Source organism: Pseudoalteromonas sp. MBR-15 (assembly GCF_053628915.1).
Map to the genome: position 1 here is coordinate 411,320 of NZ_JBRJHH010000002.1, position 15,251 is coordinate 426,570.

The window sequence follows — 15,251 nt, forward strand, 5'->3', positions numbered from 1 at the left end:
GCCACTTATATTGCTATTTTAGTAACACAACACTCTTAATCTCTATATAAGCATAAAAAACAATCAATAGGCTATTTTTTGTTCTACCCTTGTTGGTAAAATAGACATTCCCTAACACCTTTACGCTTTGCTCTATAAACTAATAAGGCTCTATGCCATAATTCTGTTAACTAATAAATTTAATGGTAAGCGCACATACGCTTAGCAAGGTTTAATGCATGGCATATCAAGAACAACAGCAACCAACAATTTACTGGCATGACTACGAGACCTTTGGCGCCAGTCCGCAAAAAGACCGCCCGAGTCAATTTGCTGGCATACGTACCGATCTTGATTTAAATATTATTGGTGAGCCGCTCATTGAATATTGTAAGCCCGCGGCAGACTATTTACCGCACCCAGAGGCGTGTTTAATAACCGGCATTACACCACAAATAGCCATGCAAAAAGGACTGCCTGAAGCCGAATTTATAGCAAAAATTCATGCCGAGTTTAGTCAGCCTAACACCTGTGTAGCTGGCTATAACAGTATTCGCTTTGACGATGAAGTAACACGTTACAGTCTATATCGTAATTTTTATGACCCTTACGAGCGAGAGTATAAAAACAATAATAGCCGTTGGGATATTATTGACCTTGTTCGTGCTTGTTATGCGTTGCGACCAGAAGGTATTGAGTGGCCATTAAAAGATGATGGCACACCCAGCTTTAAACTTGAGCATTTAACTGTTGCTAACGGCATAGAACATGCCGCAGCTCACGACGCGTTAAGTGATGTTACTGCAACCATTGCGCTTGCAAAGCTTATAAAAGAAAAACAACCCAAGCTGTATCAATTCTTTTTTGGTTTACGCTCTAAAAAAGCGCTGGCTGATTTAGTTGATGTGTTCAACATGACACCGCTGGTACATACTTCATCACGCATACCGGCAAGCCAAGGCTGTACTAGCTGGATAGCGCCGATGAGTTTTCATCCAGTAAACAAAAACGCCATCATCTGCTTTAATTTAACAGATGATCCGCAGGTGTTATTAGATTTATCGGTTGAAGAGTTACGGACACGCCTTTACACCAAACACACCGACCTTGGCGAAAACGAGGCCCCTGTCGGCTTAAAACTAGTTCACTTAAATAAGTGCCCTATTCTTGCGCCCGCTAAAACACTATTACCAGAAAATGCCGCACGCCTAGGGATAGACCGCGAAAAGTGTTTGCAAAACCTTGCTATATTAAAAGCCAATACTGAACTTCGCGACAAAGTAACCGAAGTATTTAACGAACAACGTGACTACGGTGAAACACATAACCCTGACTATCAACTTTATGATGGCTTTACGAGCCATGCCGATAAAGCCAAATTTGCCATTATTCGCGATGCAAGCCCTGAGCAACTGGCCACAATGCAGTTAGATTTTGAAGACAAAAAGTTTAATACCTTGTTGTTTAGATACCGTGCTCGCAACTGGCCACACACCTTAAGCCAAGACGAACTTGCACAGTGGCGTATGTATTGCCAAAATAAATTAATGCACGGCGATGACAGTCCTTCTATTAGTGCACACGATTTTATGATTACGCTCGAAAATTTAGCTCATGAGCACGACGATAATGAAAAAAATCTGCACATTTTAAAAGCACTGTATAACTACGCACAAAGTATGTAATATAACCATCAATTACCATGCTTTTTGTGAAAATGGCACCTTATAAGATTAAACCGTTTATACAAAAAGCAATGCTCTAACATTATATAAATAAAGGAATATTTATGAAAAAAAGTATGCATTTTACCCTATTTGTCATTTTATTCATTGGCATAAGCCATGCCTACTCTTTTGAATCCAAAATGGATTTCGAAACTTACATACGCGCTTGTATATATAAACCTGATGCTAGCTATATGGGTCAGTGTAATGAGAGGGGAATAGATTACGAGAAGATTGATACAACACTTTATTCTGAAAATAATGATTCAATCTCATTTTCTACAAATGTCATTAAATCTAGGTCAGTTATATTTAAACAGTTCCACCATGACTTTATAATTAATTGTAATGCTTGCTCAGCACCAACAAGTGTTTCTGATACTTTTAGTGCCTTCACTCGCTTTAAAAAAGCTTTTGAATCAAGTGCATTACATAGCGCATTTACTTCCACAGTTGTAACCAGAAATAACCGCAATACCTCAGAGCCAAGTGTGCAAAACAATGGAACAAGTTTCAGTGAAGACTTCAAAAACTTTGCAAGCGGAACTATAGATTTCAAAGATGTATTTGCATCCTTGTTTGATAGTGGAGACCAAAATATCGTCTTAGTAAAAGACAGTCGCGGCGAACCTTTTGCACTAATAGAGATAAAAAATGGCAAATATAGCTTAGTCGCAGATTTAACGAAAACAGTTAAGAACTCAGATGGTTCAACACTCTTCAATGCAAACCTAAGTACCAGTAATACACAACCTTTTGTAGATATTGTCTATGGGGGCTCACTTAATATAGGCACTCATTGTAAAATTGCCTTTACGAGGGCTGAAAATGAGCAAAGATTAGTCTCGCAAGTTAGCTGCTATTAAAATAGTTTTTATAAGAGTTCACATGTGCCTAGCAATGCTAGGCACTATTTATGACCAATACCCCATTACTTTTTATGCAATGCCTCAATACGTGCTAATAAACTAGATGTGTCGTATCGGCCGCCGCCTAAGGCTTGTACATCGGCATAATACTGGTCAACTGTTGCCGTCATAGGCAACGTTGCGCCGTTCGCTTTTGCCTCATCAAGAGCAATGCCTAAATCTTTACGCATCCAATCGACTGCAAAGCCAAATTCGTACTCACCTGCCCACATTGTTTTGTAGCGGTTTTCCATTTGCCATGAACCTGCGGCACCTTTAGAAATTGTTTCAATTACTTTTTCACCATCAAGACCAGCTTGTTTAGCAAAATGAAGTCCTTCTGCTAAGCCCTGCACTACACCGGCAATACAAATTTGGTTCACCATTTTGCAAAGCTGCCCTGAACCTACTTCACCTAATAGTTGGCTAAAACGACTAAAAGCAGCCATGACAGGTTGCACAACACCAAAGTCAGCCTCTGCGCCACCCACCATCACAGTGAGAACACCATTCTCTGCACCAGCCTGACCACCAGACACAGGGGCATCTAAAAACGCAATACCTTGTTGCTTAGCTTTAGCACCCACTTCACGAGCGACTTCTGCTGAGGTCGTTGTATGGTCAACTAAATAGCTACCGGCTTGCATGCTAGCCAGTACACCATTTTCGCCGTACACCACTGAGCGTAAATCATCGTCGTTACCAACACACATAAACACAATGTCAGCGTCTTTTGCCGCTTCTTTTGGCGTTTCGCTGTAGTGACCTTGATATTCTGATACCCACTTTTGTGCTTTTGCTGTTGTGCGGTTATAAACAGTCACGTGATGACCTGCGTTAGCAAGATGACCCGCCATAGGGTAACCCATGACACCTAATCCGATGAAGGCGACTTTCATTGACATAAAACTGACCTATTTGAGTGATAAATTAGTAACAATTTCATTATCTCAATCGAATAACTAAAAAGCGAATGAAAAAGCGTTCATTAATTTTAAGTAAGTTAAAAACACACAGGTAAAACATGGATAGTATATATCGTTTTAATGCCCAGCTTGCGTCTGGTGAAAATTTTAGCCTTGCGTCGCTACAAGGCAAAACCACTCTTATTGTTAACATTGCCAGTAAATGTAATTTTTCGATGCAAATGGCAAGTCTCGAAAAACTTTACAACACATATAAAGACCATAATTTTACTGTGCTGGGTTTTGCCTGTAACCAATTTGGTCATAATGAGCCACTCGAAGGTGGAGAATTATTAGCGTATTACCAGCAACACTTTAATGTAAGCTTTCCTCTTTTTAATAAAGTGCTCGTTAATGGGCCTGAGGCGCATCCGTTATTTAATTATTTAAAATGCCATACACGTGGAATTGCGCAAAACCGCGCAATTAAATGGAATTTCACCAAATTTCTTATAAACTCAGAAGGTCAACTCATTGCACGGTACGCCCCGCGTACCAAACCTGAAACCCTCAAAATGGTGATAGAGAGTAATTTAAATGATAAAGCTGGCCTTATTCAGTGCGCAAAAATATGAGAAACCCTTCTTTGACAATAACTCAACTAATTACAGTGAGTCTGTTTCTCTGAGCTTCATTGAGCAATCACTGAATATAACAACCGCACCATTAAGCAAAGGTTTTGATGCTGTATGCGTGTTTGTTAACGATACCGTCGATAAACACGTCATTTCTGCTTTAGCGAACGATGGTGTTAAAGCCATTTTATTACGCTGTGCTGGCTTTAATAATGTTGACCTTGAAGCCGCCAAAGAGCATGGAATAAAGGTTTGCCGCGTACCCGCTTACAGCCCAGAAGCAGTTGCAGAGCATTGTATTGCGCTCATGTTGACACTTAATCGCAAAACACATAAAGCATTTAATCGCGTTCGCGAAGGCAACTTTGATTTAAATGGCTTACTCGGCTTTAACCTATTTAAAAAAACCATTGGCATTATCGGCTGTGGTAAAATTGGCTTAGCACTGGTAAATATTTTAAATGGTTTTGGCGCTAACGTTTTAGTGTGTGATCCTAAAGTAAAAGCAGGGCCATTTACGCTATGTGACTTAGATACCCTACTCACGCAAAGTGATGTCATTTCTTTGCACTGTCCACTAAATGAGCATACCCATCACTTAATTAATGAAGCTGCATTTGAAAAAATGAAAGAAGGTGTCATGTTAATCAACACCTCACGCGGTGCGCTACTAGACAGTAAAGCCTGTATCAATGCGCTAAAATCAAAAAAAATTGGCTATCTGGGGCTTGATGTTTACGAACAAGAATCAGAACTGTTCTTTAAAGATCACCGTGAAGAAATTATGCAAGATGACATTTTTTCTCGCTTAGTCAGTTTCCCAAACGTACTTGTTACAGGGCACCAAGGTTTTTTCACTCAAGAAGCCCTTAACGAAATAGCTTGCACCACACTGCAAAGTGCTAATGAGTTAAGCCAAGGCTTGCCACTGACTAATGAAGTTATTTAAATGCGCTTAATTCTATGCGCTTAAAATAGTTCTATGCGCTTAACTCTATGCGCTTAAAATAACTCTATGCGCTTAAAATAGCTCTATGCACTTAAACAATAAGGGCGTAAGGTTTGCGCCCTACGCCTTTTAAACAAGTGACTTTCGAATTAAGCTGATAGTTTTATTTCAACAGCGCCACATTCACGAACACTGCGGTCATCAGTAACGGACACACAAAACGAATGTACTGAGCGAACCAATAATGTGAGCCACTCGCCACTTGGTGTAATTTGTTACCACGTTTCCATAACCAACCTACAGTAATGAAATAAAACAGCCCCATCAGCGGTAATTGGTATTGTGTTAATACCATAATCACTAAGCCAAATAACCAATCAAAGTTAAGAATGATCAAAGATGAAGCAACAAACACAACTAAGGTTACAAATAACGTGGCTTGTTTACGCTCAATGCTGTGATTTTCAACTAAAAATGCGACAGGAATTTCAGTTGATGAAATAGTTGAGGTCACCGATGCAATCGACATCAACACAAAAAACAACAAGCCAACCAGTAAGCCTACTTGCCCCATAGTGCTAAAAAGCTCAGGTAATATTGCAAAAATTAATTGCCCCTCACCGACTAGCTTACCATTACTGAATACCTCAACGCCGTTGTGCTGAGCAACAAAAATGGCAGGAATAATTAATAACCCTGCTAAAAATGCCACACCCGTATCAAGCAATGCAACCGTGCCTGTTAGTTTTGGTAAGTTGGCGTCTGGCTTTAAATATGAGCCATATACCATCATACACCCCACACCTAACGACAATGAAAAGAACGCTTGCCCCATCGCGGCAATAATTAAGTTTGCATCGAAAATTTGACTAAAATCAGGCACTAAATAAGCAGCAAAGCCATCCATTGCGCCATCAAGGGTGGCAATATAAGCAATTAAAGCCACCAGCAACACTAACAATAGTGGCATTAAGCGGCGTGACCAGGTCTCGATACCCGATTTAACCCCTTTTAAAATAATACTGGCTGTTAAGATAAGCATGAGTGGCGTAAACACAAAATTGCGCGCCATTGAATCACTGTGTAAAAAGTCACTGAGCTTAGCTAAACCAAAAAAGCTAGCGATTGGTTCTAGCGCATATGCGAGCATCCAGCCTGCAACAATCGAATAAAAACTTAGCATCACAATGGCGCCAAAAAGGCCTATGTAACCCGCTGCGGCACCGACTTTTGGCGAGGTATCTTGCCATGCACTTGATAACGCTTTAACAGGATTTGCTTGCGCTTGATGACCTAAATACAGTTCGGTGTACAAGGCTGGAAGCGCTAATAAGAAAATAACAATAAAATAAACAAGTAAAAATGCACCGCCGCCATGGTTTGCCGCTTGCGTTGGGAAACCCCAAATATTACCTAAACCTACTGCCGCACCAGAAGCGGCGAGAACAAAACCAATACGACTTTGGAAGCCGTCACGAACTTGTGCCATACATCTACATTTCTGTTATTATTTTTCCTCATTAAACCATAATTACAGTCAACTGCGTAAACAATTTGCGTTTGTGTGTGCCTGCAACCGTGCATTTGCTGTAAAAATAAACAAATCTAATTCTGAGTATATGCGAAAGCCGCAAACCATGAGCAGTCACTATTTTTCTAACACTTTAAAAATTGATTCAGCAGTAAGTTCTGCTGATAAACAGATCGTACTTGTGGATGCTTCACATATCGATATTAGTGCCCTGCCGGTTAGTAAATTACTCAGCCAGTTTGAGCAAAGCGTACTTACAAAGCGCAAAGTACAAGCGGCAAAACAAGAGTACATTGCCACGAGGTTAACACTTAAGTATTTATTAAAACTCAGCGTTCCAGCATTTAAAAACACACCTCTTTGCGACATTTCAAGCCAATTTGATGACTCAGACAGCAAGCTTAAACTACACACGCCTGAGGGTGAGCCCATTTGGGCCTGTTTATCGCATTCGCGTGGTTTTATCGGCGCAGCACTCAACCCTGAGCAACATAAATTTGGTTTCGATATTGAACACTGCACAAAAACACGCCCCTTTGTAAAACTTGCCAAACACTTTTATCACCCAGAGGAAGTCAACCTAATTAGCGCCTTTAACGATATAAACGAGCAAGCTGGGTGTTTTTTTAGAATTTGGACACTCAAAGAAGCGTTGGCCAAAGCAACTGCACAGCCTATCGCTAAGCTCTTGAGCCCAAATGTGTTTGAGGAAATTGAAAAACATAGCTTGACCGCATCAAGCCGAACCGTAAATGATTTTGATATTAGCGTGGTGGTACAAAAAAGCACTGACTGGCAGTGCTCTTTTATGACATTTGACGACTTACGCCGCGTTTTGGCTTTCTAATAAACGACTATGAATAGCTTGAACAACAAGGTCAGACTCACTCTGCTCAACTAAAAAGCACAGGTTATGTTTACTTGCACCATGACAGATTAAGCGAATATTAAAATCACTCAATACCTGCATTAAGTTAGTTTCTTGCTGACGCAATTGAATTTCTGAACCAATTAATGCCACCAGCGTTAAGTTATTCTCAACCGATACATGACAAAATTCAGAGAGTTTATCTAAACAGGCTTGATCAAGCTCTGGGCGTGATGCGTTAGGTGCGTTATCTAAGGTAATTGCCACACTGATTTCAGAGGTTGTTACTAAATCAACCGAGATATTAAACTCACTTAAAATAGTGAAAACACGCGCTAAGAAACCACTGGCTAAAAGCATTTCTGGGCTTTTAACCGTTAAAAGAATTTGGTTTTTACGCTGTGTGACTGCTCGAATACCAGGCTGCTCTGACTTTTCTTTTTCAATCCATGTGCCCCCTAATTGCGGTTCACGGCTTGAGCCAACAAACACGCTAATATGGCTGCGACTTGCCGGTAAAATAGTCGCGGGGTGCAATACTTTTGCCCCAAATGTTGCCATTTCAGCTGCTTCGTCAAAGCTTAGTCGAGCAATAGGCGTGGCTTTTACACATAAACGCGGATCTGTACTGAAAATACCCACTACATCAGTCCAAATATGCACACTTTTAGCGTTAATTGCTTCTGCAAGCAATGCCGCGCTGTAGTCAGAACCACCACGGCCTAACGTGGTTGTTTGGTTGTGCTCATCACTGCCAATAAAGCCTTGGGTTACCACAACTTGTTCTGCTAATAAGGGCACTAAATGTTTTTGTGCTGCCGCGGCTGTTGCAGCAATGTTTGGGGTAGCTTTTGCAAATTGACTATCTGTTTTTAAGACTTTACGCACATCAAATCGCACAGCATCTAAGCCCTGACCACGCAGTACTTGAGTAAATAAATAAGATGACAAGCGCTCACCATAGCTCAGCAGTTCATCTTGCTCAGCGGCCGATTTAGCCCCTGCTGCTGCAAGCGTTTGAAATGCTTTTAAGGTTTCATCAAAGCCATGAGCTAAATCGGCATCCAGCGACAGCTCAGCTAAAATATTTTCTTGAATAGCAATAACACCTGTGATGTGTTCATCGCGCTGTGCTGCGCTTAAATCACCTTTACACAGTGCAACTAAATGATTGGTTACGCCCGCACTTGCACTCACTGCAACAACGCGTACTTGATTATCTGCACAGACAATTTCTGCACAACGACTCATGGCGTCAAAGTTAGCTACACTGGTGCCACCAAATTTTGCAACTACATAATCTGATTTCGAGTTGGCGGCTAATTGGGTATTCATGTCGTCTCCTTTTGTGGGTAACAATCCACATTAATTCAAGAAGAACTCGGCAAGGGGTGCTTTGATAAAAAAGAGTAGTCCACTGCCAGAAGCTCTCCACCTAGTTTGGTGACAGTTTTGAGGATTCAGCCCCATAAACCGAAAAATAACCGCGACGACCGATTACTTTCCTCGGCGAGTACTTCCCTCTTTAATGGTCATTGGCAATCGTCACCTCACATTAAATACCTAAGTATCGCACCTCTTCTGAATGTTAAGTTAACACCTGGTTAAAATAACAAAGCCTGCTATAAAAAGCAGGCTTTGAAACTTATCGTTTAGACGTCTAGCTGTCAAGTATTAAATAAAACTTCCCGCTAGGTATGAGCCATAATAACCCGTTGTATAAGCTATTAATAAATACAGCGACATTTTTAAATAACTCATAAACGTTAATGCTTTTACTTTACTCATTGCGATAATACCCGCTGCAGAGCCGATAATAAGCATTGAGCCTCCGACACCTGTTGCATAGGTAAACGATAACCATTGCTGAGGGCTCATGACAATATCGGCTTTCAGTAATGCAGCCGTTAGCGGCACGTTATCAACCGCAGCCGACAACAAGCCCATTAAGTAGTTTGCATACTCAGGCGCCATAAGCTCATATAAGTGCGTAAATTTAGACAGCATACCCACTTCTTTAAGCGCACCTACGAGTAGCAATACACCCACGAAGAATAAGAGCGTGTCGTATTCAATTTCACGAATATAATCAATAATTTTTTTGTTAACGTCTTTCTTGCGCATTAAAAATTGCGCCACTAAAAACATTAACGACAAACCAAATAAAAAGGTTAATAGTGGTGGCACACTATAAAGCACACTGAGTGTTAGGGTTGCGATAATCGTCGAGAAAAAGATCACCGCAATGGTGATGTCGGTCTTTTCTATGCGGCGGGCAGCTTGTTTTTCGAATACGACATTCCCTGACATCCCCGTAGATAGCATAACAGCCAATAGCGCCACACTTGCAAGTGAAGGCACAATAAGCAATAACAAGTTACCGATGGTGACTTTCTCATCAAGGAAAATCATTAAGGTCGTTACATCACCCGTAATAAGTGATACCCCACCAGAGTTCACACTGAATACAATGAGGGTCGCGTATTTTATTAATTTTTTTGGATCAAGCTTTAGCGACATCACTACTGCAAGCGAAATTAATGTTGCTGTGATATTGTCGGAAATAGAAGAAAACAAAAACGCAAAACCACCAATCAAAAACATCAGCTTTCGTTCGCTGATTTGATTTGGCATAATTTTGTGAACAATATTTTGAATAAACCCTTTCGAGTTTAAATAAGCGACAAAGGTCATAGCAGCCATTAGGAATAACCACAAAGTAGCAATTTCTAAAATATTGTGATCAAGTTGATGTTGTATAGTTTCTGGGCTTTGCCCATGAATTGGAGAGATAAACAAGATAATCCAGCATAAAGTGCCAAAAAAAAGCGTCGTTTTGGCCTTGTTTACATGGATAATATCCTCTATAACGATAAGCAAAAATGCCACCGCTATCAGGGTTAGGATAAGTGGGGTTACCATGGTGTTTGAACAACCTTTATAAAAATGTAAAAATTGTAAGTCGAGTGTTTCGGCGCGGATTCTAGCAGCATCTAAGTCATAAAACTATTCTCAATTACATAAATTACTACTAAACGCTAACACCAAAATTTTGATTTACTGGAGCCGTATGATCCCAGCTAAAAAGTTATTAAATACCCTTACAGAGCATTGGGGGGTGTTAGAACTCTTATTTAAACGTTTTAAGATGGCTGATTTCAGCTTAAAAGACGTACAAAATGCGATAAAACAAAAACAGCCAAGCTGGTCAAATGAACGCATTTATAAAGAAACAAATCGTTTATTGAATCAAGATATTATTATTCCACTGGCAAAATCTTCGCAATTAGAAATCAACCGCGCAATTGCTGACTTTGCAACCTTTTTATTGCAAGAAGAACATTTGGGTTTAGCACAAGAGATCAACGTATTAGTCGATGACTTAGCACGCTTGGGCAACCGCTTAGCAAAAGCCGGAGAAATTGAAGATTACGACGAGCTGCGTCGCTTTAGCCGAATTATGGATGATCGGGTTCGCAAAATAATGAAACTGTTTAGCCATAACGAAAACGCTATTTTAAATATTGTTGAACAAGCTAAAGCTAATAACGCAGTACAATCGCTCCAAAAACGCTATCAAGCTGTTATAGAAGCATTTGACGAATACATAGAGCCAATGCTTGAAATGGTTGATATACGCGGCGATTTCCATGCTTGTTTTAACACCATTGAAACGCAAATAAGCCTTCAGATTGAACAAATTGATCGGCTCGGAAAATCATACCAAGACAAACGCATGCTTGAGCAACTTCGAACGCGTATTTTAGAAATGCATTTAGTGGGTCGCGAAAGCCTGCGTAAAAGTGCTGATATGCTAATGCCACTGCGTGAAGAGCTGCGCCGTAATAACTTAATCACCCGCCAAGCAGCGAAAGTACTTGGGCTTGTGCGTAAAAATGGCGTTGATAACATGCTGAGCGCCGTGCAACCTAATTTTGTTTCTGATTCACAACGCTTTTCACTTGGTCAACAACGCCATATTATCGCCTATATGGCAGGTTTAGTTGACTTTGAGCACGATGAATACGAGCTACCAGAGCATCAAGATGTGCCGGCGTACCAAAGCCCTAATATCCCCGATTACAACGATGTAAAATCACAGTTTAAAAAGCGCTTCAAAAAGGCCACTAAAAAGTCACAACCGCTGCTTAGTTTCTTAGATGAAAGCTACCCCGACCTTGACGCTGACGAAATGCTGTTTTTATATCAAAAACTCATTAGCGATGGCGACCTTGAAATCAGCCAAAGCCAAGAAAAAGTAAAAATAAAGATTGCCCAGCAGCACTTTTCACTCTACCCGTTTAATTCATCGCCTGCTGATGACAAACAAGCAACAGAGCAATAACTATGACAGATATTAATTTAGATGATTTAACACATCTACAAGCGATTAATAAAAAGCTCACCTCAGGCTATCACATTAGCGAGCAAGACACCTTAATGTGGCAAGAGCTTGATCAACACATTGATGCTTATCGCGCCCTATTCAATGCACTCGGTCATGATTTACAACACGATAGCCGTGGCTATTACTACTTTGGCAGCGATGAAAGCACACCTAATATGGGCAAGATCTCGCGCGCTATTGCACTGACTATTTACATTTTGATTGAACACTATGCCAACACAGGTAAAGACCCGATGCGTGCTTTGTTCGACGAAGTTAATGACTTAGAGCTCATGCAAACCCTTGTGCAAATTAATAAACATTTGTTTGATCAACTTGAAATTTTCTCTGGCTCAGATTTACGTAAAGATGTGTATCTACGTATGGTGCGCTTAGGACTTGCCCGCGAAGTTGAAAACGGCTTTATGCTACAAGCCCCTATTTATCGTTATATCGATGCATTAATGGAAGTAAACGAAGAAACCTACCTAGGAGATGACGAATAATGCAAAGCCAAAGCCTATACGGACTCAGTAAGCTTGCGCTATTAAATACCGCTGGCTATGCAAAATGCGTGATCCCGCTTGATAAGAGTAGCTCGATTTGTGCCCCTAACAATACCGGGAAAAGCTCTGTTATTAATGCCCTGCAGTTTCCGCTAATTAATGATTTACGCCTTACCGAGTGGGATGGTCACGATTTAGATGAAACCCGAAAGTTTTATTTTTCATCCGACCAATCATATATATTACTTGAAGCCGACTTACCAAACGGCCCAGTAGTCATTGGGGTTGCTGGTTTGGGTAAAATTGCAGGGTTCGCACATCAGTTTTTTTGCTATCAGGGCAAACTACACCTTGACCATTACACCCAAGGCAAAACTATTGTTAAGTTCACTAAGCTGTTTAATCATTTAAAAGAGCAAGGATTCAATCCTATTGAACTTAAAGCACAAGAGCTCAACGCCCTTTTAACTGGTGGTGCGACGCCGTTTGATGGCGATATCAATTTAAAAATGATCCCGCTGAATAACGTACAAGACTCGGCAATTTACAAAGAAATCTTCCGCCGTATTCTTAACTTGCACAAGCTCGGTGCCAGTGATGTTAAACGCTTTATGCTGCGTGTGTTTGAGCGTCATATGTCAAACTCTCGGGTAGACTTTTATGAAGTATGGCGTCGCTCATTCGACAAAGTAAACCGTGCCAAACGCGAGTTAAAAGCCCTTGAATCAATGCAAGAGCCTATTGCAGCCCTTGAATCTATGCTTGAAAATCAAACCGTATTAAAAGGTAAACTGGCTGCGTACGCACCTAAGATTGACCAAGCTTTAATTGACTTTGAAAGCTATCAACAAGAGCAGCTAGCAGAGCTCAATATTGCCCTTGAAGATATCGAGCACGAAAAACACGAATTTGAACAAAAGCAACAGTTATACATTCAACAGTCTCGCGATATTGAGCGCAAACAAACGCAAATTGAGCAATGGTTTTTAGACTACCGAGCATTAAAATCTGAGTTTGAACTGGTTAATAAAGCCACTTTAAAAGTTAGCCTTACCCAGCTTAAGCAAGACTATGAGTCGCTGTCGCATTCATTAAACAGCGCACAAGGGCAAAGCTTACACACGCTTGATTACCGCATCAGCGAAACACAAAAGCAAATTAAAAGCTTAAAGCTGCAGCTGAAAAACTTAGAGTTCAACCTCTTTACTCGTATGCGTGAAGACTTGTCTTTAAAAGAGGTTGAAGAAATCTCGCGTATTCTCAATCCCGATATTCTCTCGTTTGCAACCACCAGCAATGGGGATGTCGAGATTACTGACGAAGATGCCTTTGGGGAATTTTTAGAGCAATTATCAGCCAACGTAAAAGGCGGTATTCTTACCCTACCGGGTGCAACGATTAAGCTCAAAAAGCTTAGCCCAGTGCAAATGCAAACTGGCGAAAACAAAGAGCAATTAACCGCACAATTAGCCGCACTTGAAAACTCATTAAAAGAGTTTAAACAACAGCGCGAAGTTGCTGCCAATGTCGCCCAAAAGCAAAAAGAGAAAGACGCGCTTTATGATGAGCTAATGGCCTCTGAAGAGGCGTTAAAACGCTTTGAGCAATTTGAAATCATGCAGCAATCTGTTGATGCGCAAACCCTGCTTAAAGAGCAGCTAAATGCTGAACGCGAACAAGTGGACGACTACCTACAAGATATCCAAAAAAACAGTGGGTCAATTAGTGATCGTCGTTCAATTATCAAATCGAAAAAAGATCTACTCGCCCGCCAAGCTGACCGCTTACGCCAAGTTAAGTCGGAGCGAATTGACCATACTCTCGATTTTTACTCGGGCAAAGTAACGCCGTACATGATCGAAATCAGCATTGATTTTGATAACTTAAGTGATCTCATTCATCATTTTAATAAAGATTGCCAAGAGCTGAGAAACTTTGATATCAACGTGCGCAATACCTACATGCATATTTACAATGCAGGAATTACAAAGTTCGATAACGAAAACGATGAGTTCACTAAGTACGAAAAACTAATAAGCGCGTTTCACAATATTGATAACGAACGCGATGCGGTTGAGCGCCAAGGCCGAGTTGCCCTTACCGAAGTAGCAGCCACCATTAAAGGCCTGCGTGAAGACCTAGATCGCCTTCGTCGCGAAATGAATAGCTTTAACAAAGGCATTAGTCAGCATCGTATTTCAAACTTACAAGCCTTTAAGATCAATGTGATCCCGCGAAAAATGTTGGTTGATAGCATCGACACCATTATCAGTACCTCAAACCAGTTTGAGCAAGGTGATACTCTCGATTTATTAAGCCAAGAGCCGTACAGTGAGTCGGCAGTAAACGAAGCAAAAGATCATTTAATTAAGCTCGCTTCAGATAAAGCGGGATTAACACTGACCGATTTATTTGATATTCGCTTTGAGGTAGTAAACCGTGCAGGTGAAACAGAGCATTTTGAAAAAATTGACTCTGCGGGCTCTAACGGCACACGTATAACAATTAAGTTACTATGTGGCATGCTGTTTATTCGCTACCTGTTAAGTGATCAAGAACAAAACTTATACCGTATCCCTATTTATATTGATGAAGCGGCGGATATCGACCCACAAAACCAAAAAGCAATAATAGAAACCGCATTGAGTTTTGGCTTTGTGCCAATTTTTGCATCTGTTAAGCCACAAGTGAGTTGTGACTACATCGTACCTATTCGGACAGTAAAAGATGGGGCACAAAACTGGGTCGATGAAAAAGACTGGATTGAGGTCGAACACAGCGCCTAATCACATAAATTAATAAATGATTCAGTCAAGGATGACTATATTTACATTCTATTACATTACTTTTTTTGAA

The 15,251-nt window shown here is 40.7% G+C and carries 12 protein-coding genes and 1 riboswitch; of the genes, 8 read left to right on the forward strand and 4 right to left on the reverse strand.

All coding sequences use genetic code 11. The annotated features are described in order from the left end of the window. The first annotated feature begins 218 nt into the window (after positions 1 to 218). Together sbcB and ACSSVW_RS04900 are read left to right on the forward strand one after the other, a co-directional pair. Complete coding sequence (sbcB, locus tag ACSSVW_RS04895) at positions 219 to 1,664, forward strand: exodeoxyribonuclease I (protein ID WP_454178957.1); 1,446 nt, start codon at positions 219 to 221, stop codon at positions 1,662 to 1,664. A 104-nt stretch (positions 1,665 to 1,768) separates the two neighbouring features. Continuing rightward, complete coding sequence (locus tag ACSSVW_RS04900) at positions 1,769 to 2,572, forward strand: hypothetical protein (protein ID WP_454178958.1); 804 nt, start codon at positions 1,769 to 1,771, stop codon at positions 2,570 to 2,572. A gap of 65 nt (positions 2,573 to 2,637) precedes the next feature. Here the strand turns inward: ACSSVW_RS04900 and ACSSVW_RS04905 are convergent, their stop codons facing one another. Continuing rightward, positions 2,638 to 3,519, reverse strand: coding sequence for an NAD(P)-dependent oxidoreductase (locus tag ACSSVW_RS04905; protein ID WP_036967732.1), 882 nt, complete (start codon positions 3,517 to 3,519; stop codon positions 2,638 to 2,640). Between the two features lie 119 nt (positions 3,520 to 3,638). Between ACSSVW_RS04905 and ACSSVW_RS04910 the strand changes: the two genes are divergently transcribed. Further along, on the forward strand, positions 3,639 to 4,154 hold the full coding sequence (locus ACSSVW_RS04910) for a glutathione peroxidase (RefSeq protein WP_065978532.1): 516 nt from the start codon (positions 3,639 to 3,641) through the stop codon (positions 4,152 to 4,154). Then, positions 4,120 to 5,103, forward strand: coding sequence for a 2-hydroxyacid dehydrogenase (locus tag ACSSVW_RS04915; RefSeq protein ID WP_180311636.1), 984 nt, complete (start codon positions 4,120 to 4,122; stop codon positions 5,101 to 5,103). Before ACSSVW_RS04910 ends, ACSSVW_RS04915 begins: the two co-directional genes overlap by 35 nt. 163 nt (positions 5,104 to 5,266) lie before the next feature. On the opposite strand, the gene ACSSVW_RS04920 is transcribed toward ACSSVW_RS04915, so the two are convergent. After that, positions 5,267 to 6,592 carry a sodium-dependent transporter gene (locus ACSSVW_RS04920; RefSeq protein ID WP_454178959.1) on the reverse strand — a complete coding sequence of 442 codons (1,326 nt, stop codon included), beginning with the start codon at positions 6,590 to 6,592 and terminating at the stop codon, positions 5,267 to 5,269. A gap of 148 nt (positions 6,593 to 6,740) precedes the next feature. Between ACSSVW_RS04920 and ACSSVW_RS04925 the strand changes: the two genes are divergently transcribed. After that, on the forward strand, positions 6,741 to 7,481 hold the full coding sequence (locus ACSSVW_RS04925) for a 4'-phosphopantetheinyl transferase family protein (RefSeq protein WP_454178960.1): 741 nt from the start codon (positions 6,741 to 6,743) through the stop codon (positions 7,479 to 7,481). On the opposite strand, the gene lysC is transcribed toward ACSSVW_RS04925, so the two are convergent. Further along, positions 7,458 to 8,837, reverse strand: a complete 1,380-nt coding sequence (gene lysC, locus ACSSVW_RS04930; protein WP_454178961.1) for a lysine-sensitive aspartokinase 3 — start codon at positions 8,835 to 8,837, stop codon at positions 7,458 to 7,460. The two genes, ACSSVW_RS04925 and lysC, sit on opposite strands and share 24 nt — an antisense overlap. Positions 8,838 to 8,918: 81 nt before the next feature. Then, a riboswitch (Lysine riboswitch) is annotated at positions 8,919 to 9,091 on the reverse strand. Between the two features lie 85 nt (positions 9,092 to 9,176). Next, complete coding sequence (nhaD, locus tag ACSSVW_RS04935) at positions 9,177 to 10,424, reverse strand: sodium:proton antiporter NhaD (RefSeq protein WP_074989311.1); 1,248 nt, start codon at positions 10,422 to 10,424, stop codon at positions 9,177 to 9,179. 148 nt (positions 10,425 to 10,572) lie between these two features. Between nhaD and ACSSVW_RS04940 the strand changes: the two genes are divergently transcribed. From ACSSVW_RS04940 to ACSSVW_RS04950, 3 genes are read left to right on the forward strand one after another with little or no spacing between them, the layout of a single operon-like run. Then, entirely contained in the window at positions 10,573 to 11,847 is a 1,275-nt protein-coding gene (locus ACSSVW_RS04940; RefSeq protein WP_036967717.1) for a hypothetical protein, read from the forward strand. Between the two features lie 2 nt (positions 11,848 to 11,849). Then, a complete protein-coding gene (locus ACSSVW_RS04945) occupies positions 11,850 to 12,395 on the forward strand; it encodes a condensin complex protein MksE (protein WP_062564547.1) in 546 nt (181 codons plus the stop codon). Then, positions 12,395 to 15,181 carry an AAA family ATPase gene (locus ACSSVW_RS04950; protein ID WP_199525227.1) on the forward strand — a complete coding sequence of 929 codons (2,787 nt, stop codon included), beginning with the start codon at positions 12,395 to 12,397 and terminating at the stop codon, positions 15,179 to 15,181. Before ACSSVW_RS04945 ends, ACSSVW_RS04950 begins: the two co-directional genes overlap by 1 nt. Positions 15,182 to 15,251: the final 70 nt, after the last annotated feature.

What these genes read in the sequence shown, in the direction of transcription:
- ACSSVW_RS04905 (WP_036967732.1), bottom strand. Translation starts at nt 3,519, where the DNA reads ATGTCAATGAAAGTCGCCTTCATCGGATTAGGTGTCATGGGTTACCCT.
- lysC (WP_454178961.1), bottom strand. Translation starts at nt 8,837, where the DNA reads ATGAATACCCAATTAGCCGCCAACTCGAAATCAGATTATGTAGTTGCA.
- ACSSVW_RS04910 (WP_065978532.1), top strand. Translation starts at nt 3,639, where the DNA reads ATGGATAGTATATATCGTTTTAATGCCCAGCTTGCGTCTGGTGAAAAT.
- ACSSVW_RS04945 (WP_062564547.1), top strand. Translation starts at nt 11,850, where the DNA reads ATGACAGATATTAATTTAGATGATTTAACACATCTACAAGCGATTAAT.
- nhaD (WP_074989311.1), bottom strand. Translation starts at nt 10,424, where the DNA reads ATGGTAACCCCACTTATCCTAACCCTGATAGCGGTGGCATTTTTGCTT.
- ACSSVW_RS04925 (WP_454178960.1), top strand. Translation starts at nt 6,741, where the DNA reads ATGAGCAGTCACTATTTTTCTAACACTTTAAAAATTGATTCAGCAGTA.
- ACSSVW_RS04900 (WP_454178958.1), top strand. Translation starts at nt 1,769, where the DNA reads ATGAAAAAAAGTATGCATTTTACCCTATTTGTCATTTTATTCATTGGC.
- ACSSVW_RS04920 (WP_454178959.1), bottom strand. Translation starts at nt 6,592, where the DNA reads ATGGCACAAGTTCGTGACGGCTTCCAAAGTCGTATTGGTTTTGTTCTC.
- ACSSVW_RS04940 (WP_036967717.1), top strand. Translation starts at nt 10,573, where the DNA reads ATGATCCCAGCTAAAAAGTTATTAAATACCCTTACAGAGCATTGGGGG.
- ACSSVW_RS04950 (WP_199525227.1), top strand. Translation starts at nt 12,395, where the DNA reads ATGCAAAGCCAAAGCCTATACGGACTCAGTAAGCTTGCGCTATTAAAT.
- sbcB (WP_454178957.1), top strand. Translation starts at nt 219, where the DNA reads ATGGCATATCAAGAACAACAGCAACCAACAATTTACTGGCATGACTAC.